The sequence below is a fragment of the Enterobacter sp. CP102 genome (assembly GCF_025152625.1).
In the GTDB taxonomy this organism is placed as follows: Bacteria; Pseudomonadota; Gammaproteobacteria; order Enterobacterales; family Enterobacteriaceae; genus Enterobacter; species Enterobacter soli.
This window is the reverse complement of sequence record NZ_CP104014.1, coordinates 3,743,650-3,765,839: the sequence shown is the minus strand read 5'-3', so window position 1 is coordinate 3,765,839 and position 22,190 is coordinate 3,743,650. Positions and strand designations below refer to the sequence as shown.

Here is a 22,190-nt window from a genome sequence, read left to right as displayed (position 1 = left end):
TGTTCATTTATTATGCAATTCCTGTCACGGACTGATGTACCAGATAAAGAGATGTTGGCGTGTCCAGCACGTAGTTTGTTAATGATGTAGCCGTGATAAAGAGGTCCGTTAATGCCAGGCAGCACCTTGTTCAAAGCGTTTGTTTTGTTTGTCGCCCTTTGGGCACCCATCACTCAGGCAGATTCCGGTTGGCAACCCGTTCAGGAAACTATCCGTAAGAGCGAAAAAGATACCCGCCAGTATCAGGCTATTCGCCTTGATAACGGGATGACTGTGCTGCTGGTTTCCGATCCGCAGGCGGTGAAATCTCTTTCTGCGCTGGTTGTGCCGGTGGGATCACTTGAAGATCCTGAAGCCCACCCGGGGCTTGCGCACTACCTTGAGCACATGACGCTGATGGGGTCTAAAAAATACCCGCAGCCGGATAGCCTGTCTGAATTCCTGAAAATGCATGGCGGTAGCCACAACGCCAGTACTGCACCTTACCGTACCGCTTTTTATCTCGAAGTTGAGAACGATGCGCTGGAAGGGGCAGTCGATCGCCTTGCGGATTCAATCGCTGCACCGCTGCTGGACAAAAAATACGCCGACCGCGAACGCAATGCCGTCAATGCGGAGCTGACCCTGGCTCGTACGCGAGACGGGATGCGAATGGCGCAGGTCAGCGCCGAAACGATCAACCCGGCGCACCCGGGGTCGCGCTTCTCGGGCGGTAACCTGGAAACCCTGAGCGACAAACCCAACAGCCCGGTGCTCGATGCTCTGCATGAGTTTCGTGATAAATACTACTCAGCCAACCTGATGAAAGCGGTTATCTACAGCAATAAACCGTTGCCAGAACTGGCGGGTATCGCCGCGCAAACTTTTGGCCGCGTGCCGAATAAGAACATTGAGTTACCGCAGATTAACGTGCCGGTAGTCACGGACGCGCAGAAAGGTATTGTGATCCATTACGTGCCCGCGCTTCCTCGCAAGGTGTTACGCGTTGAATTCCGTATCGATAACAATACGGCGCAGTTCCGCAGCAAAACGGATGAACTCGTCACCTACCTTATCGGCAACCGTAGCCCGGGAACGCTTTCCGACTGGTTGCAAAAACAGGGCCTGGTGGAAGGTATTCGCGCGGATTCCGATCCTGTTGTGAACGGTAACAGCGGTGTCCTGGCCATTTCCGCAACCCTGACAGACAAAGGCCTTGCCAACCGTGATGAAGTGGTCGCCGCGATTTTCAGCTACCTCAATCTGTTACGCGATAAAGGCATCGATAAAAGTTATTTCGATGAGCTGGCACACGTGCTGGATCTCGATTTCCGCTACCCGTCTATCACCCGTGATATGGATTATGTGGAATGGCTCGCCGACACCATGATCCGCGTGCCGGTGGAGCACACGCTGGATGCGGTCAATATTGCCGATCAGTACGATGCCGCGGCGGTAAAAGCCCGCCTGGCCATGATGACCCCGCAAAATGCACGTATCTGGTATATCAGCCCGAACGAGCCGCACAATAAAACGGCTTATTTCGTGGAAGCCCCGTATCAGGTGGATAAAATCAGCGAACAGACTTTCTCTGACTGGCAGAAAAAAGCCGGAGAGATCGCGCTTAAATTACCGGAGCTGAACCCCTACATCCCGGATGATTTCTCGCTGATTAAAACCACAAAAGCGTACCCGCACCCGGAGCTTATCGTTGATGAGCCAACGCTGCGTGTGGTCTACGCACCGAGCCGTTATTTTGCGAGCGAGCCAAAAGTGGATGTCAGCGTGGTGCTGCGTAATCCAAAAGCGATGGACAGCGCAAAAAACCAGGTGCTGTTTGCGCTTAACGATTATCTGGCAGGTATCGCGCTGGATCAGCTCAGCAACCAGGCTGCGGTTGGCGGGATTAGCTTCTCCACCAATGCTAATAACGGACTGATGGTTAATGCTAACGGTTATACCCAGCGCTTACCTCAACTGTTCCAGGCCTTGCTTGAAGGGTATTTCAGCTACACGCCAACGGAAGAGCAGCTTGAGCAGGCGAAGTCCTGGTATGCACAGATGATGGACTCTGCGGAGAAAGGTAAAGCCTACGACCAGGCGATTATGCCGGCGCAGATGTTGTCGCAGATCCCGTATTTCCAGCGTGAAGACCGCCGTGCGCTGCTGCCGTCTGTTTCGCTGAAAGATGTGCTGGACTACCGTGATTCTCTGAAAACGAACACCCGTCCTGAATTCCTGATTGTCGGGAATATGAGTGAAGAACAGGCCAAAACGCTGGCACAAAATGTGCGTACTCAGTTAGGTTCGAAAGGTGAAGTCTGGTGCCGTAACCAGGATGTGCTGGTTGAGAAAAAACAGAATGTGATTTTTGAAAAGCCGGGGACCAGTACCGATTCCGCTCTGGCTGCGGTATTTGTCCCAACCGGTTATGACGAATTCGCCAGTTCGGCGCAGAGTGCGGTGTTGGGTCAGATTATTCAACCCTGGTTCTACAATCAGCTGCGCACTGAAGAGCAGCTGGGTTACGCGGTCTTTGCGTTCTCAATGAACGTGGGGCGCCAGTGGGGGTTAGGTTTCCTGCTGCAAAGCAGTGATAAACAGCCAGCCTATCTCTGGAAGCGCTATCAGGCCTTCTTCCCGCAGGCAGAAGAAAAACTGCGTGCAATGAAGCCGGAAGAATTTGCTCAGATCCAGCAGGCGGTTATCGCCCAGGTGATGCAGCCGCCGCAAACGCTGGGTGAAGAAGCCTCGCAACTGAGCAAAGATTTTGATCGCGGTAATCTCAGTTTCGATTCGCGTGATAAAGTAGTGGCAGAGATAAAACAGCTGACGCCTCAAAAGGTTGCCGATTTCTTCCATCAGGCGGTAGTGAAACCGCAGGGAATGGCCATCTTGTCTCAGGTTTCCGGCAGCCAGAACGGGAAAACGGAATACGTAAACCCGAAAGGCTGGAAAGTCTGGAAGAGCGTCAGCGCATTGCAGCAATCTATGCCCTGGAGTAAGAAAGAATGACCGATACCGCTGAGTCCCTTGATCCCTTACGTTTACCTCTACAAGGTGAACGATTGATTGAAGCCTCAGCGGGAACGGGAAAAACCTTTACCATTGCCGCGCTTTATCTGCGCCTGCTGCTCGGGCTTGGAGGAAACGCGGCTTTTTCACGCCCGCTGAGCGTGGAAGAGCTGCTGGTGGTGACCTTTACCGAAGCCGCCACCGCTGAGCTGCGCGGACGTATTCGTTCCAATATTCACGAACTGCGCATCGCCTGTTTGCGTCAGAGCACGGATAACCCGCTTTACGCGCGTCTTCTGGACGAGATTGTCGATAAGCAGCAAGCGGCCCAGTGGCTGCTGTTAGCTGAGCGGCAAATGGATGAAGCCGCAGTCTTTACCATTCACGGTTTCTGCCAGCGAATGCTGAGCCTGAATGCGTTTGAATCCGGCATGTTGTTTGAACAACAGCTTATCGAAGACGAATCTGAACTGCGCTATCAGGCCTGCGCGGATTTCTGGCGCCGTCATTGCTATCCATTGCCCCGCGAAATTGCTGAAGCGGTTCATGCGTTATGGAAAGGACCGGAAGAGCTTCTGCGCTCTATTGACCGTTATTTGCAGGGCGAAGCGCCGGTGATTAAATCGCCCCCTCCGGCTGATGAAACGCTGGCATCTCGTCATGAAAAAATCGTGTCGCAAATTGCCGCCCTGAAGCAGAAATGGAACGAGTCGGTCGGGGACATTGAGGCCATTGTCGAAAATTCAGGTATCGACAGGCGCAAGTTCAATCGCGGTAACCAGGCAAAGTGGATTGAAAAAATCAGCATCTGGGCGCAGGAAGAGTCCCGGGGCTATCAGCTTCCGGACGCGCTGGAAAAATTCTCGCAGCGATTCCTGATTGAGCGAACGAAGGCTGACGGTATCGTCCCTGAGCATCCTCTGTTTGTTGCCATTGAGGCCTTGCTGGCCGAGCCATTAACCCTTAATGACCTGATGATCACCCGCGCGATGGCTGAGATCCGCGAAACCGTGGCTCGTGAAAAGCAGCGTCGCGGTGAGCTTGGGTTTGACGATATGCTGAGCCGGCTCGATGCTGCGCTGCGCAGCGAAAACGGTGAAGCCCTGGCCGCCGCCATTCGTACCCGTTTCCCGGTGGCGATGATCGACGAATTTCAGGACACAGATCCACAACAATACCGTATCTTCCGTCGTATCTGGCGGCAGCAGCCGGACACGGCGCTGCTGCTGATTGGCGATCCGAAACAGGCTATTTATGCCTTCCGAGGCGCGGATATTTTTACCTACATGAAAGCCCGTAGTGAGGTAGAAGCACACTATACGCTGGACACCAACTGGCGTTCATCACCCGGCATGGTCGGGAGCGTAAATATGCTGTTTGAGCGCATGGATGCCGCATTCATGTTCCGGGAAATTCCGTTTTTACCGGTCAAATCCGCACCTAAAAATGCCGCCCTTCGTTTTGAGTTCAATGGTGAACTTCAGCCAGCAATGAGTTTCTGGTTGCTGGAAGGGGAAGGCTTCGGGATAAGCGACTACCAGAATGCCATGGCCCAGCACTGTGCGGCTCAAATTCGCGACTGGCTCAGTGCTGGCGTGCGGGGTGAGGCGCTGCTGTGGAAAGGCGAAACCGCCTCACCGGTGAAGGCGTCCGACATTACGGTGCTGGTGCGTAGCCGCCAGGAAGCAGCGCTTATCCGCGATGCGCTGACCATCCTGAATATCCCCTCGGTCTACCTGTCGAATCGCGATAGCGTGTTCGAAACCCTTGAGGCTCAGGAGTTGCTCTGGCTGTTGCAGGCGGTGCTGTCACCGGAGCGGGAAAGTACGCTTCGCAGTGCGCTGGCAAGCTCAATGCTGGGGTTGAACGCCCGGGATATCGATGCGCTTAACAACGATGAAATCGCCTGGGATGCGGTGGTTGAGGAGTTTGTTCGCTATCGTGAGCGCTGGCAAAAACGCGGCGTTATGGCGATGCTGCGAGAGCTGATGACCCAGCGTCATATTGCCGAAAATATGCTGGCAACGCCGGGCGGAGAACGCCGCCTGACGGATATCCTGCATATCAGCGAACTCTTGCAGGAGGCCGGCACACAGCTTGAGAGCGAACACGCTCTGGTGCGCTGGCTTGGGCAGCAAATTGCCGATCCCAACAGTAACTCTTCAAGCCAGCAAATGCGCCTCGAAAGCGATAAACATCTGGTGCAGATCGTGACTATCCACAAATCGAAAGGTCTGGAATATCCACTGGTCTGGCTACCTTTTATTGCGAATTACCGGGCACAGGATCAGGCGTTTTATCACGACCGGGACTCCTTTGAAGCCGTACTCGACCTCAGCAAGGCTGATGCAAGCGTAGAGCTGGCGGAAGCCGAACGCCTGGCAGAAGATTTGCGACTGCTCTATGTTGCCCTGACCCGTTCGGTCTGGCATTGCAGCCTGGGTATTGCACCGCTGTTCCGTCGACGTGGCGAGAAAGCGGGAGAGTCCGATTTCCATCTGAGCGCGGTGGGGCGGCTTATCCAGCAGGGCGAGCCAAAAGATGCGGCAGGATTACGTCAGTGCCTTGAATCCATTTGTGGCAAGGATATCGCGCTACGTCTTCCAGGCCTGCCCGATAACAATCGTTGGGAAATGCCTGAACAACGTGAACCCGACCTGGATGCCCGAAAAATAACGAGAACCGTTGCGGATAACTGGCGTGTGACGAGTTACTCCGGTTTGCAGCAGCATAGCCAGAGCATCGCGCAGGATCTGATGCCGAAGCTGGATGTGGATGCCGCAGGGGTGGGTGACGTACAGGCTGAGCCGGTGCTTACGCCGCACCAGTTCCCGCGCGGGGCATCGCCGGGCACGTTTTTACACGGTCTGTTTGAAGAGCTTGATTTTACGCAATCTGTTTCCCCGGAATGGGTGCAGGAGATGTTGCAGAAGGGCGGTTACGATGCCGCCTGGCAACCGGTGCTGACAACCTGGGTGAGCGCAATCTTACAAGCGCCGCTGACGGAAAACGGTATCTCACTGAACCAGCTCACCGCCAAAGACAAACAGGTAGAGATGGAGTTTTACCTTCCTATCGCCAGCCCGCTTAACGCGAACGAGCTTGATGCGATTATTCGTGCACATGATCCGTTGTCTGCGGGCTGTCCGCCGCTGGATTTCCGCCAGGTACAGGGAATGCTGAAAGGCTTTATCGACCTTATTTTCCGCCATGAAGGACGCTATTACCTGCTGGATTACAAATCGAACTGGCTGGGTGAGAACAGCGAAGCCTATACGCAGCAGGCGATGGCCGCTGCAATGCAGTCTCATCGCTACGATTTGCAGTATCAACTTTATACCCTGGCGTTGCATCGCTATCTGCGTCACCGCATTGCTGACTACAGTTACGAAGAACATTTTGGCGGCGTTATCTACCTGTTCCTGCGTGGGGTTGATGCCGCCGATCCGCAGTCGGGGGTATATCGCACCCGCCCGGATGCGGCCTTGATTGAAAACATGGATAGCCTGTTTGCAGCAATCACGGAGGACGTAGCATGACAATGCAGGAATTATTGCTTGGGGCCACAGAACAGCACCTGCTGCGTCAACTTGATGTGCAATTCGCCATTATGGTGGCTGGCGAGCAGCCTGCCGTGATGCTTGCCGCCGCCATCCTGAGCCGGGATGCTGGCGAGGGCCATGTATGTCTGCCGCTTTCACGACTGGTCTGTGATGACAAAACCCCGCCCGCGTTGCAATCCTGTTTTGCTCTGCTGGGTGACGCCGTGGACTGGCAAGGCGTGTTGCTCAGTTCATCCGCCGTCAGTGACGGTTCGACACCCGCACCGCTGATCCTCACCGGCGGGCGTTTGTACCTGAATCGTCTGTGGCGCTATGAGCTGACCGTCGCCCGGTATTTTAGCGAGGCCAACGCGCCCCTCCCCTGCGATGAGGTACTGCTGCGTCAAACGCTGGATGGTTTGTTTACCTCTCAGGAGCCGATTGACTGGCAAAAAGTGGCCGCTGCCGTGGCGCTGACGCGCCGGATTTCGGTTATTTCTGGTGGGCCTGGTACGGGCAAAACAACCACGGTGGCAAAATTACTCGCAGCGCTTATCCAGCTTTCTGGCGAACAAAAATGCCGTATTCGCCTGGCGGCACCTACCGGAAAAGCGGCGGCACGTCTGACGGAATCGTTAGGCGGTGCTCTGCAAAAACTGCCCCTCACGCAAGAACAGTTAGCGCTTTTCCCCAATGAGGCCAGCACGCTGCACCGTTTACTGGGTGCGCAGCCCGGTAGTCAGCGTCTGCGCTATCATGCCGGCAACCCGCTGCATCTTGATGTGCTGGTGGTGGACGAAGCCTCCATGATTGACCTCACGATGATGTCGCGCCTGATCGAGGCATTGCCTGCCCATGCGCGCGTTATTTTCCTGGGCGATCGTGACCAGCTTGCCTCTGTAGAGGCGGGCGCGGTGCTGGGGGATATTTGCACCTACGCAAGCCTAGGCTACACAGCGGCACGTGCGCAGGAGCTGGTGCGTCTGACCGGATGCGCGCTGGAAGGCAACGACAACTCGCTCGCAGGCGCATTACGCGACAGCCTTTGCCTGCTGCAAAAAAGCTACCGTTTTGGCAGCCATTCGGGCATTGGCCAGCTAGCGGCGGCGGTAAACCGTGGCGATCGCAACGCAACACGTGCGGTCTTTAGCGGCGAGTTTGACGATATTGAAAAGAAATCGCTGCAAAATGGCGAAGAGTATCAGGCCATGCTTGATGAGGCCTTGCTGGGGTATCAGCTCTTCCTTGCCAGCGTGCAGCAGCAACATCCTCCAGAGCGGGTCATCGCCGCCTTTGGTGAGTATCAGCTTCTGTGTGCCCTGAGGGAAGGGCCGTTTGGCGTGTCAGGTCTGAACGAGAGGCTGGAGCAGGTACTGGCGCAGAAGCGCAAAATTACCCGACTCCCGCATTCGCGCTGGTATGAAGGGCGTCCGGTGATGATCTCCCGTAACGATAGTGCGCTGGGGCTGTTTAACGGCGACATTGGTATTGCGCTTGACCGTGGTCAGGGGTTGCGTGTGTGGTTCCTGATGCCTGATGGCAGCGTGAAGTCGGTGCAGCCAAGCCGTTTACCCGAACATGAAACGGCCTGGGCGATGACGGTGCATAAATCGCAAGGCTCTGAGTTCAACCACGCAGCGCTGATCCTGCCTTCGCAGCTTTCGCCGGTGGTGACCCGTGAACTGATTTATACCGCGATCACCCGTGCACGTAAGCGCCTGTCGCTGTATACCGATGAGCGTGTACTGGTGCAGGCCATTGTCACCCGTACGGAGCGTCGTAGCGGGTTAAGCGCGATATTTGAGGCAAGCTGAAGGCTGGCCCTCACGTCAGGTGAGGGCTGTATGGGCTATCCCAGGTCGGCCATCAGCACTTTAGAACGGCGCTGATAGTTGTACATCTCTTTCTTACTTTCCGGCAGGGAATCGATATCCACAGGCGTAAAACCACGCTCCTGGAACCAGTGGATGCTGCGGGTGGTGAGGACAAACAATTTACTCAGGCCAATCTGGCGTGCCTGCACCGCAATGCGCTCCAGCAGCATTTCGCCGCGTGATGAGCTGCGGTAGTCAGGGTGCACGGCAACACAGGCCATTTCACCGATCTTCTCTTCCGGGAAGGGATAGAGCGCGGCGCAGGCGATGGTCAGGTTGTCGCGCTGAATAATGGTAAATTTGTCGATCTCCATTTCCAGCTGTTCGCGAGAGCGACGCACCAGAATACCTTGCTGTTCCAGCGGGCGGATTAGCTCAAGAATGCCGCCAATATCGTTGATAGTGGCGCGACGGATCTGCTCGGCGCTCTCCATAACAATCTGCGTACCGATACCGTCACGGGAGAACAGCTCCTGCAACAGGGCACCATCTTCCTGGTAGCTGATGAGATGGCTACGACGCACACCGCTGCGGCAGGCTTTTACCGCCCCACGCAGAAAACGCACCGTACCGGAATGGTAATCACCTTTCGCTTCCAGCTCTTCGACCCGGGCCTGCGCTTCGTTCGGGAATAATTCCGGCACAATCACGCCTTCATCGTTAACGACGCCCTGTGAGGAGCAAAAGCCAATCATTTTTTCCGCTTTCAGCTTGATAGCCAGCTGGGTGGCAATTTCTTCTGACGTGAGGTTAAAACTTTCACCGGTCACGGAAACCGCCACGGGCCCCATCAGCACGATAGCGCCGCTGTCCAGCTGACGGTGAATGGCCTCTTCATCAATACGACGAATACGACCGCTGTGGCAATAATCCACACCATCATCCACGCCGAGCGGCTGAGCGATGATAAAATTGCCGCTGACAACGTTAATATGTGCGCCCTGCAACGGCGTGTTGTTCAGGCTCATGGATAAACGCGCAGTGATATCCAGCTGCAACAGCCCGGCGGCCTGTTTGACCAGCTCGAGGGTTTTCGCATCCGTTACGCGGGTGTGTTTATGGTAAATCGGCTCATGATGATGCGCGGCCAGATTGGCGTCGATTTGCGGACGCGCGCCATAGACCACGACAAGACGAATGCCGAGGCTGTGCAGTAAGCCAATGTCATTGACAATACTGGAAAAGTTTTCATGCTCGATGGCTTCACCGCCCAGCATGATGACAAACGTTTTTCCCCGATGGGCATTGATATAGGGAACAGAATGGCGGAATCCCTGGACCAGTTCGGTTCTACGTTCCTTCACCATGACACAACCCTTAATGAATGTTTATTCGTAATTTCTGTATTTTTATTCGATTGTGACCGCGCGTGCAAGCCTAAATTTTCCGCGAAGCATAGAAATTTATAAGTAATGCGTGCGTTAACGTATGATTGTTTACCCTTTTATAGATGACAGTTTATGCGTCATTCGTTAAAGTTTTCGGTCAATTTGGGCGTTTTGTGTATTAATTTGATTTCTTGCTCGGGAGAAGCATGTCGGGATCCAAATCAACAATAAGCCGCCGCCGCTTGCTACAAGGGGCCGGAGCGATGTGGTTGCTTAGCGTCAGTCAGGTCGCGTTTGCTGCTGTCAGTCAGGTGGTGGCGGTGCGTGTCTGGCCGTCGTCAACCTATACACGTGTGACTGTCGAATCTAATCAGGTGCTGAAGTATAAGCAGTTTGCGTTAAGTAACCCTGAACGTGTCGTGGTGGATCTCGAAGGCGTTAACCTGAACTCCGTTCTGAAAGGGATGAGCGCGCAGATCCGCGGTGACGATCCCTTTATCAAATCTGCGCGAGTAGGGCAGTTTGATCCGCAGACCGTGCGTATGGTGTTTGAGCTTAAGCAGAACGTTAAACCGCAGCTCTTTGCTCTGGCGCCGGTTGCGACATTTAAAGAGCGCCTGGTGATGGATCTCTATCCGTCAAATGCCACGGATATCCAGGATCCGCTGCTGGCACTGCTGGAAGATTACAACAAAGGCGATCTCCAGCGTCAGGTTCCGCCTGCGCAAAGCGGGCCGCAGCCAGGTAAAGCCGGACGCGATCGTCCTATTGTGATCATGCTTGATCCGGGGCACGGTGGAGAGGACTCCGGTGCTGTCGGGAAGTATCGCACCCGTGAAAAAGATGTGGTGCTGCAAATTGCGCGTCGTCTGAAGGCCCTGATCGACAAAGAGGGCAACATGCGCGCTTACATGACGCGTAATGAAGATATCTTTATTCCGCTGAAAGTTCGTGTGGCAAAAGCGCAAAAGCAGCGCGCAGATCTGTTCGTGTCTATCCACGCCGATGCCTTTACCAGCCGTCAGCCCAGTGGTTCTTCAGTGTTTGCGCTGTCGACCAAAGGGGCAACCAGTACCGCTGCGCGATACCTGGCCGACACGCAGAACGCCTCTGACCTGATTGGTGGTGTGAGCAAAAGCGGCGATCGCTATGTCGACCACACCATGTTCGACATGGTGCAATCCCTGACGATTACTGACAGCCTGAAATTTGGTAAAGCGGTACTCGGCAAGCTTGGTAACGTCAACAAACTCCATAAAAACAGCGTGGAGCAGGCCGGCTTTGCGGTGCTGAAGGCACCGGAAATACCGTCTATTCTGGTCGAAACGGCGTTTATCAGTAACGTTGAAGAGGAGCGTAAGCTCAAAACGGCGAAGTTCCAGCAGGAAGTGGCGGAATCGATATTGTCGGGAATTAAAGCCTATTTCTCTGACGGCGCAACGCTCGCCAGAAGAGGGTAGTGACTGATGCCGGGGTGCTACCCGGCAAATTCACTTTTCGCAGATACAAAAAAACACCCGGAAGGGTGTTTATTGTTTTAGAAGTGTTGGTTGCGGGGGCCGGATTTGAACCGACGACCTTCGGGTTATGAGCCCGACGAGCTACCAGGCTGCTCCACCCCGCGTCCGTCTTCTGCTTTTGCAGAACTTACTTCTTCAAATTTGATTGGTTGCGGGGGCCGGATTTGAACCGACGACCTTCGGGTTATGAGCCCGACGAGCTACCAGGCTGCTCCACCCCGCGTCCGTCTTTTTGCTTCGTATTTCAAATCACATCTGCGTTGGCTTTCCTCGTTCACCTCAGTCACTTACTGGAGTAAGCTCCTAAGGATTCACTGCGTCGCCGCCTTGCTGTGATTCGAACTACTTAACAAAAATCTCTTCTATCGTAGAAGATACTTCATCAAATTTTAATTGGTTGCGGGGGCCGGATTTGAACCGACGACCTTCGGGTTATGAGCCCGACGAGCTACCAAGCTGCTCCACCCCGCGTCCGTGGATGCGCACTATACGCGGATAGCTTTGTGATGCAACCCCTTTTTACATAATTGATGAAATTTGTATGTAAATTGAACGACATCGCATCCTGTGGATTGTTTTTTGCGCAAAATTTGCCAAAGGGTGTGCGATTGCATTTCTTTAGAACGGGCGGTTTGTTATCTTCATCACGCGGAAACGAGCAACTTAAAGACGAGACATAATGAAAGGACGTTGGGCGAAGTATCTGATGACAGGGGCGATGGTAGCCATTCTTGCTGCGTGCTCCTCTAAACCGACCGATCGCGGTCAACAGTATAAAGACGGGAAATTGTCCCAGCCTTTCTCTTTAGTTAACCAACCCGATGCCGTAGGCGCACCGATTAACGCCGGGGATTTCTCCGAGCAGGTCTATCAGATCCGCAGTGCGTCGCCGCGCCTGTATGGCTCACAGAATAACGTTTACAGTGCAGTACAGGACTGGCTGCGCTCGGGCGGCGATACGCGCAATATGCGCCAGTTTGGTATTGATGCCTGGCAGATGGAAGGTGCAGACAACTACGGCAACGTCCAGTTTACCGGCTACTACACGCCAGTCATCCAGGCGCGACACACTCGTCAGGGTGAATTCCAGTACCCAATCTACCGGATGCCGCCAAAACGCGGGCGTTTACCGTCCCGCGCAGAGATCTACTCGGGTGGCTTAAGTGACAGCTATGTGCTGGCCTACAGTAACTCCCTGATGGACAACTTCATCATGGACGTGCAGGGCAGCGGTTATATCGATTTTGGAGATGGCTCTCCGCTTAACTTCTTCAGCTACTCCGGCAAAAACGGACATGCCTACCGCAGTATCGGCAAAGTGCTGATCGACCGTGGTGAAGTGAAGAAAGAAGATATGTCGATGCAGGCGATCCGCGAGTGGGGCGAAAAACACAGTGAAGCCGAAGTGCGCGAGCTGCTGGAGCAAAATCCATCCTTCGTCTTCTTCAAACCGCAAAACTATGCGCCGGTGAAAGGGGCAAGTGCCGTACCGTTGATTGGCCGCGCTTCCGTGGCATCGGATCGTTCTATTATTCCGGCGGGTACCACGCTGCTGGCTGAAGTGCCTCTGCTGGATAACAACGGGAAATTCAGCGGCCAGTATGAATTACGCCTGATGGTTGCCCTGGATGTCGGTGGCGCGATCAAGGGCCAGCATTTTGATATTTATCAGGGGATTGGCCCGGATGCTGGTCACCGTGCTGGCTGGTATAACCACTACGGACGCGTCTGGGTGCTGAAAGCGGCAGCACCGGGCGGCAACGTATTCAGCGGCTGATTATGGTATTCTGATCGGAATACGGATTACTGTTCAGGGTGAGGGATAACCTCACCCTTTTTACATCTGAGGTGTTATGTCTGTGGTAATCAGCGATGCCTGGCGCCAGCGTTTTGGCGGTACGGCACGTTTATATGGCGAAAAAGCCCTGCAACTGTTTGCAGAGGCGCACGTGTGCGTGGTGGGGATCGGTGGTGTCGGCTCCTGGGCGGCAGAAGCGCTGGCCAGAACCGGTATTGGTGCCATCACATTGATTGATATGGATGATGTCTGCGTCACCAACACCAACAGACAAATCCACGCGCTGCGGGATAACGTCGGTCTTGCCAAATCTGAGGTGATGGCCGAGCGCATTCGCCTGATCAACCCTGAGTGTCAGGTCACGGTGATTGATGATTTCGTGACGGCAGATAACGTTGCCGGGTACATGAACAAAGACTATAGCTACGTGATTGATGCCATCGACAGCGTACGTCCAAAGGCGGCGTTGATTGCTTACTGCCGTCGCTACAAGGTTCCGCTGGTGACCACCGGTGGCGCGGGTGGGCAAATCGACCCGACGCAGATCCAGGTGGCCGATCTGGCGAAAACGATTCAGGATCCCCTGGCAGCCAAACTGCGCGAAAGATTAAAAAGCGACTTTAACGTGGTGAAAAACAGCAAAGGTAAGCTGGGCGTGGACTGTGTGTTTTCGACAGAAGCGCTGGTTTACCCGCAGGCTGACGGGTCTGTTTGTGCCATGAAAAGCACGGCGGAAGGGCCAAAACGGATGGATTGTGCCTCCGGCTTTGGTGCGGCCACCATGGTGACCGCGTCCTTCGGCTTTATTGCGGTGTCACACGCGCTGAAGAAAATGATGGCGAAGGCGGAACGTCAGGCCTGAACCTGTCGCGCCGCGTCCAGCACCGCTTCGTTAAGCGCGGTCAGCCCCTGACTGCGCGAGGCGCTAAGCTGCGCACGCAGGCCCAGTTCATCAAACAGCGTTAAGGGCGAGTGCGCCAGCAGCTGCGCGGCGCTTTTGCCTTCAATGGCGGTCAGCAGTACCGCCAGCAGGCCACGAACAATGCGGCCTTCGCTGTCACCAAAGAAATGCAGCGTTTCGCCTGAGACGCTAAACCCCAGCCAGACCCGATTTTCACACCCGGCAATCTCTTTTGCCTGTGCCCGAAGCGCGTCAGAAAGCGCAGGTAACTGCTTGCCCAGCATAATCAGCTGACGGTATTTATCTTCCCACTGGGTGTGCGGGGCGAAGGTTTGTTTCAGCGTCTCTTCTGTGATGACGGTGCCAAACGGGTGTCCGGCTAAAGCTGGGCTAGTCATTAATCCACCAGTAATTCAAGGGCGCGATCGACGGCTGCAACCAGCGCGTCGACATCGCTTTTTGTATTGTACGGAGCAAAAGAGGCACGCAGCGTACCACTGACGCCCAGAGCGGCCAGTAACGGTTGTGCGCAATGCTGTCCGGCGCGTAAGGCAATGCCATATTCGGCAAGCAGTGTCACCATATCGCTGTGATGAACACCTTCAAAATCAAAAGCTAACAGGCTTGAGTCCTGAACGCGAAACGACCGGAATCCCGGGCGCTTTTTGAGTTCTTCTTCCGCAAGGGTCGCCAGCCCACGGCTCCAGCTTTCAGCCTGGACGATGTCCGTTTCGCCAAGCCACTCCAGCGCTGCGCTTAGCCCAATGACCCCAGCCACATTGGGAGTGCCGGCTTCCAGACGGTAAGGGATATCCTGAGTTTTAAAACCATCGAACGTGACTTCGGTAATCATCTTGCCGCCGCCAAGCCACGGCGTCATCTGCGCCAGCAGTTCAGGTTTGCCATACAGGGCACCAATGCCGGTCGGCCCATAGAGTTTATGTCCTGAGAACGCGTAGAAGTCGATATCGAGTTTTTGCACGTCTGCCGGAAAGTGCACAACACCCTGCGCGCCATCAACCATTACCACCATGCCGCTGGCATGGGCGGTGGTAATGGCCCGCGCTAAATCCGGGCAGCCACCGGTGACATTAGACATCTGTCCCAGTGCCAGGATCCGGCTGCGGGGGGTGATAAGCTCAGGTAAACGTGCCACATCGGGCAGGTTATCGGCCCCCAGCTGCAGTTTGATGATCTGTGCCCCGGTTTGCCCGGCAACCATTAACCAGGGAACCAGGTTGGCGTGGTGTTCGGCTTCACTGACGATAATCTCGTCGCCGGGTTGCAGGAGCGGCCTGGCATAACACTGCGCAACCATGTTGATGGCTTCAGTGGTTCCGCGCGTCCAGACGATATTTTTACCGCTTTCGGCATTCAGCAGGCGCGCCACCTGATCGCGGGCGGCTTCATAGCGAGCGGTTAAGCGTTGTGCTTCGGCAAACTGGCTGCGGTGAACATTACCGGCACTCAGGCTATAGAACTGCTCTGTTGCTTCGATAACCGCCAGCGGTTTGAGCGCGGTGGCAGCACTATCAAGATAGACACCGGCATCGGCCAGCGCCGGAAACTGTTCGCGAAAATGTGCGGGACTGAAAGCGTTCATGGAATTCCTCATTTCTGTCCTTAGATCGTCGCGCAAATTTGGCGGCAGGGCAAGGTCGTTAGAGGAAAGGCAGGGTTGAGAAAGCAGGGAGGTAAAAAATGGACAAAAAAAAGCACCGCAAATCGGCGGTGCTACATTAATCACTATGGACAGACAGGGTAAATGTACAGGAAGTGAAAAATTGGTAGCGTTGCTACCGTGGTCTGAATCGCAGACCAATTGCAAACACAACAACACAACATCACAACCGTAAGCCAAAAACCTTTTAGAACACGCATTCCAAAAAAAGCTTTTCGTTCCGGCTCAGGAAGTGCCGCCACTATAGGTATTTGCTGGTAGTTCCTCAACGGACAAATTATAATGTCTCAGATAAAAAAAACTAATAGGTTAAACGTTGTTTCCTATATGTTAAATCTCGTTAACATCTAAGCCAGATAACCATGTCGAAGCGATTGCCACCCCTAAATGCATTACGTGTTTTTGATGCAGCAGCACGTCACCTGAGTTTCACCCGCGCAGCAGATGAGCTTTTTGTGACACAGGCCGCAGTAAGTCACCAAATCAAGTCTCTGGAGGATTTCCTGGGGCTTAAGCTGTTTCGTCGTCGCAACCGTTCGTTGCTTCTGACGGAAGAGGGGCAGAGCTATTTTCAGGATATTAAAGAGATTTTCTCCCAGCTCACCGAAGCCACGCGCAAGCTACAGGCACGCAGCGCAAAAGGCGCGCTAACCGTAAGTTTATTGCCCAGTTTTGCGATTCAATGGCTGGTGCCCAGACTCTCAAGCTTTAACTCAGCTTATCCGGGAATTGATGTCCGAATCCAGGCTGTTGACCGTCAGGAGGATAAACTGGCGGATGATGTCGATGTGGCGATTTTTTATGGCCGTGGCAACTGGCCGGGTTTACGCGTCGAGAAATTATACGCAGAATATCTGCTTCCGGTCTGTTCTCCGATTTTACTTACCGGCGATAAAGCATTGAAAACGCCATCAGATTTGGCGCAACACACCCTTTTACACGATGCTTCTCGTCGGGACTGGCAAACTTATACCCGCCAGTTAGGTCTTAATCATATAAACGTGCAGCAAGGCCCCATTTTTAGCCACAGTGCGATGGTGTTACAGGCTGCGATTCACGGGCAGGGTGTGGCGTTGGCAAACAACGTCATGTCTCAGTCCGAAATTGAGGCAGGCCGTCTGGTCTGCCCTTTTAATGATGTTCTGGTCAGCAAGAATGCGTTTTATCTGGTTTGCCATGACAGCCAGGCAGAACTGGGTAAAATAGCCGCCTTCCGGCAGTGGATCCTGGCGAAAGCGGCGAGCGAGCAAGAAAAATTCCGCTTCAGATATGAACAATAACTTTTTGTGTGCAGGGCACGCATAACTTTAGGACCGAAACATGACCAGCCGATTCATGCTGATTTTTGCCGCGGTGAGTGGCTTTATTTTTGTCGCACTGGGCGCCTTTGGTGCGCATGTGTTAAGTAAATCCTTAGGGGTTGTAGAAATGGGCTGGATCCAGACCGGCCTCGAATATCAGGCGTTCCACACGCTGGCTATCTTCGGACTGGCCGTGGCGATGCAGCGTCGGATTAGTATCTGGTTTTACTGGAGCAGCGTCTTTCTGGCGCTGGGCACGGTGCTGTTCAGTGGCAGCCTGTATTGCCTGGCGCTCTCGCATTTGCGCCTGTGGGCGTTTGTTACACCTGTCGGCGGCGTATGCTTCCTGGCCGGTTGGGTATTAATGTTTATCGGAGCTATCCGTCTGAAACGCAAGGGCGTTGTTCATGAATAAGGTTGTTTTATATTGTCGCCCGGGGTTTGAGAAAGAGTGCGCCGCGGAAATTACTGATAAGGCTGCACGCCGCGAAGTGTTCGGTTTTGCTCGCGTCAAAGAAAACGCGGGCTACGTAGTGTTTGAATGCTATCAGCCTGAAGATGCCGACAAGCTGGCACGTGAGCTGCCGTTCAGTTCGCTTATCTTTGCGCGTCAGATGTTTGTCGCGGGTGAGCTGCTTAAAGATCTTCCGCCTGAAGACCGCATTACACCGGTTGTGGGGATGTTGCAGGGCGTCGTGGAGAAGGGCGGCGACCTGCGCGTTGAGGTGGCTGACACTAACGAAAGCAAAGAGCTGATGAAGTTCTGCCGCAAGTTCACCGTTCCGCTGCGCGCTGCACTTCGCGAGGCCGGGATCCTGACGAACTACGAGACGCCGAAACGCCCGGTGGTGCATATCTTCTTTATTGCGCCGGGCTGTTGCTATACGGGCTATTCCTACACCACTAACAACTCGCCGTTCTTTATGGGCATCCCGCGCCTGAAGTTCCCGTCCGACGCCCCAAGCCGTTCGACGCTGAAACTGGAAGAGGCGTTTCACGTCTTTATTCCGGCGGATGAGTGGGACGAGCGTCTGGCAAACGGGATGCACGCCGTCGATCTCGGCGCGTGTCCGGGGGGCTGGACCTATCAGCTGGTGAAACGCAACATGTGGGTCGCTTCTGTTGATAACGGCCCGATGGCGCAAAGCCTGATGGATACCGGGCAGGTGACCTGGCTTCGCGAAGACGGTTTCCGCTATCGCCCAACTCGTAACAACATCTCCTGGATGGTGTGCGATATGGTGGAGAAGCCCGCGAAAGTCGCTGCGCTGATGGCATCCTGGCTGGTGAACGGCTGGTGCCGCGAAACGATTTTTAACCTCAAATTGCCGATGAAAAAGCGCTATGAGGAAGTTTCTCAGAACCTGGCGTACATTCAGGAGCAGTTGGATGAGCACGGTATTAACGTGGTCATTCAGGCGCGTCAGCTGTATCACGACCGCGAAGAGGTGACGGTGCACATTCGTCGCTGGTGGGCGGCTGTGGGCGGGCGTCGCGACGAGCGATAGCGCCAGCGTTGTTTTGCCCGGTGGCGCTACGCTTACCGGGCCTACAAGACCAGCCTTAACTGCTGCAAATTCCCGTCCAGCTGTAAATCCGTCTGTAATGTCGCCACATCCCGGCATATAAATGCCATCTCTTTATGCGCTTCCAGCTTCTTACGCCATTTTTCAGGCACGTCTTCCAGCCGGGCGTAAATCCCCTCCAGATCCTGAAAATCATTCAGGAGCTGCGCGGCACTCTTTGGTCCGATACCGGCAACGCCGGGTACCTTCGAGCTGCTGATCCCGGCAAGACCCCAGTAATCAGGTAGTTGTTCAGGCGAGACGCCAAACTCACTGGCGATAAACGGCGCATCAAGCCAGCGCTTTTGAAAGTAGTCACGAATGCGGATCGTGGGGGAGAGCAGCTGACAGTAGCCTTTGTCGGTTGAGACAATTGTCGCCTGATGTCCTGCGCTTGCGACTTTTACCGCAAGCGTTGCCGCCAGGTCGTCGGCTTCACTGCCTTCTGCGCCCCAGCAAGGCACGCCACGCTGTTCAAAGGCGGCGCGGATTACGGGCATTTCGGCGTGCAGATCGTCCGGCATCGGCGCGCGCCCGGCTTTGTAGTCCGGCAACCGCTGGTGGCGCCAGCCGGTATTTCGGGCTTCGTCGTCAAACACTGCAACCACATGGGTTGGCTCACTGTGGCGGATAAGCAGCTCCAGCGCGTGCAGACAGGTGTCTTTACAGGGGGTGCCCTGCACCGCATGGATACGGCGAATCAGGTTAAGTGCGTCGACGATAAGCAAGTGAACAGCCACAGATAATCTCCCTTAGATCTACTGGGTAAAGGGTAACACTGTCGGCAGGATGAAACGAATAGTGCGGGGAAAAACAGGAAGAAGCCTCGCAAAACGAGGCTTCTTAAGCGGCTTAATCGCAGGTCACGATCTTCATTGCCAGACCACCGCGAGAGGTTTCACGGTATTTGGCGTTCATATCTTTACCTGTTTCGTACATGGTTTCGATAACCTTATCGAGACACACGCGCGGCTCGCTGGTGCGACGCAGCGCCATTCGTGCCGCATTGACGGCCTTAACGGACGCAATCGCGTTACGCTCGATGCACGGTACCTGAACTTGCCCGGCGACAGGGTCACAGGTCAGCCCCAGGTTGTGCTCCATGCCGATTTCGGCGGCGATACATACCTGAGTCGGGCTCGCGCCCAGCAGTTCAGCCAGGCCCGCAGCAGCCATTGAGCAGGCTACACCGACTTCACCCTGACAGCCCACTTCCGCACCGGAAATGGAGGCGTTCATCTTGTAGAGCGAGCCGATGGCACTGGCAACCAGCATGTAGCGCGCCAGAGAGTTGGCGTTCACTTCGCGGATGAACTTGTCGTAGTAGGCAAGCACGGCCGGAACAATACCGCACGCACCGTTCGTCGGTGCGGTAACCACGCGGCCACCTGCGGCGTTCTCTTCGTTTACCGCCAGCGCGAACATGTTAATCCAGTCAACAACCGCCATTGGGTCAGTGGTGGTTTTGTCGGTGCTGACCAGCATCCGGCGCAGCGCTGCCGCACGGCGCGGTACGCGCAGTTTGCCTGGCAGAACGCCTTCGGTGGTGATCCCGCGTTCGATACCGCCGCGCATCACTTCCCAGACGTTCGCGAAGTGTTGCTCCAGCTCTTCTTTGCTGTGCAGCGCCAGTTCGTTTTTCATCATCAGGCCAGAGAGCGACAAACCCGTCTCCTGGCAGTGACGCTGTAAATCCGCCGCGTTTTTGTACGGATACGGTACTTCAACAGCAGAATTGTTGGTCTGACCAAAATGGTCTTCGTCGACGATAAAACCGCCGCCGATGGAGTAATAGGTCTGGCTGTAGACGGCGGTATCGCCGGCCAGTGCGGTAATACGCATCCCGTTTTCGTGCAGGGAGAGGTTGTCGGCATGGAAGTTCATGCACCGATCAACCGGAAATTCCACTTCGTGCTCGCCGTTTGCCAGCAGCAAACGACCGTGGGTATTTACGTCCTGGATGAAACCAGGGATTGCGTCAATATCAACGGTGTCCGGCAGGTTTCCCGCCAGGCCCATGATAATGGCGATATCGGTATGGTGGCCTTTACCCGTCAGGGAAAGCGAGCCGTATACATCGACAACCACGCGGGTGATGTCGTGCAAAATGCCGCGTGCAATCAAGTCATCCGTGAATTGTTTACCGGCTTTCATTGGTCCGACGGTGTGAGAGCTGGAAGGACCAATACCGATTTTGAAGATATCGAATACGCTAATCATGATGCGTCCATTGCTATCAGTCAGGAGGGAGGAGTGTGCCGCCCGAAGGCGGCACACGAGGTATTAGCTGAACAGTGAGTAGAAGATGGCGGAGATGGCAATCAGACCCATAATCACAACGAACACGTTGCTGATATGGCCGCTGTATTTACGCATCGCAGGCACTTTCTGAATCGCGTACATCGGCATCAGGAACAGAATCATCGCGATAACCGGGCCGCCCAGGGTTTCAATCATGCCCAGAATGCTTGGGTTCAGGGTTGCTACCGCCCAGGTGGTAACCAGCATGAACAGAGCGGTCATTTTGTTCAGCTTGTTGATTTCAATGCTCTTACCTTTACCGCGCAGAGATTTAATCACCATACCGTTGAAGCCTTCACGTGCGCCCAGGTAGTGGCCCAGGAAGGATTTGGTGATTGCAATAATCGCGATGATTGGCGCCATCCAGGCGATAACCGGTGCGTTAAAGTGGTTTGCCAGGTAAGACAGGATAGAGATGTTCTGCTCTTTTGCCGCCGCCAGATCCATCGGGGAGAGACTCAGCACGCAGCTGAAGACAAAGAACATCACGGTCAGAACCATCATCACGTGAGCGCGAGCCAGGATGCTGGAGCATTTTTTCTCTGCACCATTGCCGTACTCTTCACGCTTCGCTACCGCGAAGGAAGAGATGATTGGTGAGTGGTTGAACGAGAACACCATCACAGGGATTGCCAGCCACAGGGTTAACAGCAGGCCGTTGCCGGTTGCAGATGCGTTGCTCAGGGACAGGGTTTCCAGCGCTGCACCGTTCCACTGTGGGATCAGGTAGCAGGCCAGCACCATCAGTGCAATCACAAACGGGAACACCAGAATGCTCATCGCTTTAACAATCATCTGCTCACCGAAACGCACGATGGTCATCATGCCGACGATCAGGATCAGCGACAGAATGGCGCGCGGTGGTGGCGTCAGGTGCAACTGGTGCGTCATGAAGCTTTCAACGGTGTTGGTGATTGCCACGCTATACACCAGCAGAATTGGGTAAATCGCGAAGAAGTAGAGCAGGGTAATCAGTTTACCTGCGCCAACGCCGAAGTGCTCTTCAACCACTTCAGTGATGTCTTCGCCCGGGTTTTTACCGGACAGCACAAAACGGGTCAGACCGCGGTGTGCAAAGAAGGTCATCGGGAAAGCGATGATGGCCATGATGATCAGCGGGATCAGACCGCCGACACCTGCGTTGATAGGAAGGAACAGTACACCAGCGCCGATTGCTGTGCCGTAAAGGCCAAGCATCCACATGGTATCCGTTTTGCGCCAACCACTTCGGGATTCAATCGAAGCAACGGTGCTGGTTTGAGTGGTTTCCATCTGTATCTCCTGGAGGAAGCAAATTGTCAGGTTTCTAGTCAAATCCGATGAAAAAGTGCCTGACGGTAATATGAAATTCGTTCAGTGACGGTTTTTTAATAATTTTTGCCCGT

The 22,190-nt window shown here is 54.5% G+C and carries 15 protein-coding genes and 3 tRNA genes; 9 read left to right on the top strand and 9 right to left on the bottom strand.

All coding sequences use genetic code 11. The features are described from left to right. The first annotated feature begins 111 nt into the window (after window positions 1-111). The 3 genes from ptrA to recD are packed head-to-tail and all read left to right on the top strand — an operon-like array spanning window position 112 to window position 8,350. The gene (gene ptrA, locus N1249_RS17670) at window positions 112-2,994 is read left to right on the top strand and encodes a pitrilysin (RefSeq protein ID WP_259831729.1); all 2,883 of its coding nucleotides are present in this window, start codon (window positions 112-114) and stop codon (window positions 2,992-2,994) included. Continuing rightward, on the top strand, window positions 2,991-6,533 hold the full coding sequence (recB, locus tag N1249_RS17665; RefSeq protein WP_259831727.1) for an exodeoxyribonuclease V subunit beta: 3,543 nt from the start codon (window positions 2,991-2,993) through the stop codon (window positions 6,531-6,533). Before ptrA ends, recB begins: the two co-directional genes overlap by 4 nt. Continuing rightward, window positions 6,530-8,350 carry an exodeoxyribonuclease V subunit alpha gene (gene recD / locus N1249_RS17660; protein ID WP_259831725.1) on the top strand — a complete coding sequence of 607 codons (1,821 nt, stop codon included), beginning with the start codon at window positions 6,530-6,532 and terminating at the stop codon, window positions 8,348-8,350. Before recB ends, recD begins: the two co-directional genes overlap by 4 nt. Window positions 8,351-8,385: 35 nt before the next feature. Here the strand turns inward: recD and argA are convergent, their stop codons facing one another. Then, window positions 8,386-9,717, bottom strand: a complete 1,332-nt coding sequence (gene argA, locus N1249_RS17655; RefSeq protein WP_014071588.1) for an amino-acid N-acetyltransferase — start codon at window positions 9,715-9,717, stop codon at window positions 8,386-8,388. Window positions 9,718-9,944: 227 nt separating this feature from the next. Here argA and amiC point away from each other — a divergent pair, with 227 nt between their 5' ends. After that, window positions 9,945-11,198: an N-acetylmuramoyl-L-alanine amidase AmiC gene (amiC, locus tag N1249_RS17650; RefSeq protein ID WP_259831717.1), complete on the top strand. Its 1,254-nt coding sequence runs from the start codon at window positions 9,945-9,947 to the stop codon at window positions 11,196-11,198. 87 nt (window positions 11,199-11,285) lie between these two features. Here the strand turns inward: amiC and N1249_RS17645 are convergent. From N1249_RS17645 to N1249_RS17635, 3 genes are all read right to left on the bottom strand, one after another. Further along, a tRNA-Met gene (locus N1249_RS17645) sits at window positions 11,286-11,362 on the bottom strand. Between the two features lie 42 nt (window positions 11,363-11,404). Next, window positions 11,405-11,481, bottom strand: a tRNA-Met gene (locus tag N1249_RS17640). Window positions 11,482-11,652: 171 nt separating this feature from the next. Further along, window positions 11,653-11,729: transfer RNA gene (locus tag N1249_RS17635), tRNA-Met, on the bottom strand. A gap of 208 nt (window positions 11,730-11,937) precedes the next feature. Here N1249_RS17635 and mltA point away from each other — a divergent pair. Together mltA and tcdA are read left to right on the top strand one after the other, a co-directional pair. After that, window positions 11,938-13,035, top strand: coding sequence for a murein transglycosylase A (gene mltA, locus N1249_RS17630; protein ID WP_014071586.1), 1,098 nt, complete (start codon window positions 11,938-11,940; stop codon window positions 13,033-13,035). A gap of 76 nt (window positions 13,036-13,111) precedes the next feature. Then, the gene (gene tcdA / locus N1249_RS17625) at window positions 13,112-13,918 is read left to right on the top strand and encodes a tRNA cyclic N6-threonylcarbamoyladenosine(37) synthase TcdA (RefSeq protein WP_259831707.1); all 807 of its coding nucleotides are present in this window, start codon (window positions 13,112-13,114) and stop codon (window positions 13,916-13,918) included. Here tcdA and csdE read toward each other — a convergent pair. Further along, window positions 13,909-14,355, bottom strand: coding sequence for a cysteine desulfurase sulfur acceptor subunit CsdE (gene csdE / locus N1249_RS17620; RefSeq protein WP_259831705.1), 447 nt, complete (start codon window positions 14,353-14,355; stop codon window positions 13,909-13,911). The genes tcdA and csdE overlap by 10 nt on opposite strands. Beyond that, complete coding sequence (csdA, locus tag N1249_RS17615) at window positions 14,355-15,560, bottom strand: cysteine desulfurase CsdA (protein ID WP_259831703.1); 1,206 nt, start codon at window positions 15,558-15,560, stop codon at window positions 14,355-14,357. The genes csdE and csdA overlap by 1 nt, the downstream gene beginning before the upstream one ends. Window positions 15,561-16,000: 440 nt before the next feature. Between csdA and gcvA the strand changes: the two genes are divergently transcribed. The 3 genes from gcvA to rlmM are packed head-to-tail and all read left to right on the top strand — an operon-like array spanning window position 16,001 to window position 18,447. After that, window positions 16,001-16,918, top strand: a complete 918-nt coding sequence (gene gcvA, locus N1249_RS17610; RefSeq protein ID WP_259831701.1) for a glycine cleavage system transcriptional regulator GcvA — start codon at window positions 16,001-16,003, stop codon at window positions 16,916-16,918. Window positions 16,919-16,958: 40 nt separating this feature from the next. Then, window positions 16,959-17,354 (top strand): DUF423 domain-containing protein, encoded by a 396-nt coding sequence (locus N1249_RS17605; RefSeq protein WP_014071581.1) that lies wholly within the window; start codon window positions 16,959-16,961, stop codon window positions 17,352-17,354. Then, entirely contained in the window at window positions 17,347-18,447 is a 1,101-nt protein-coding gene (rlmM, locus tag N1249_RS17600; RefSeq protein WP_259831697.1) for a 23S rRNA (cytidine(2498)-2'-O)-methyltransferase RlmM, read from the top strand. Before N1249_RS17605 ends, rlmM begins: the two co-directional genes overlap by 8 nt. 41 nt (window positions 18,448-18,488) lie before the next feature. Here the strand turns inward: rlmM and xni are convergent, their stop codons facing one another. From xni to N1249_RS17585, 3 genes are all read right to left on the bottom strand, one after another. After that, complete coding sequence (gene xni, locus N1249_RS17595; protein WP_259831695.1) at window positions 18,489-19,244, bottom strand: flap endonuclease Xni; 756 nt, start codon at window positions 19,242-19,244, stop codon at window positions 18,489-18,491. A 112-nt stretch (window positions 19,245-19,356) separates the two neighbouring features. Continuing rightward, a complete protein-coding gene (locus tag N1249_RS17590) occupies window positions 19,357-20,724 on the bottom strand; it encodes an L-serine ammonia-lyase (protein WP_259831693.1) in 1,368 nt (455 codons plus the stop codon). 63 nt (window positions 20,725-20,787) lie between these two features. Further along, window positions 20,788-22,077 carry an HAAAP family serine/threonine permease gene (locus tag N1249_RS17585; RefSeq protein ID WP_259831677.1) on the bottom strand — a complete coding sequence of 430 codons (1,290 nt, stop codon included), beginning with the start codon at window positions 22,075-22,077 and terminating at the stop codon, window positions 20,788-20,790. Between the last annotated feature and the right edge of the window lie 113 nt (window positions 22,078-22,190).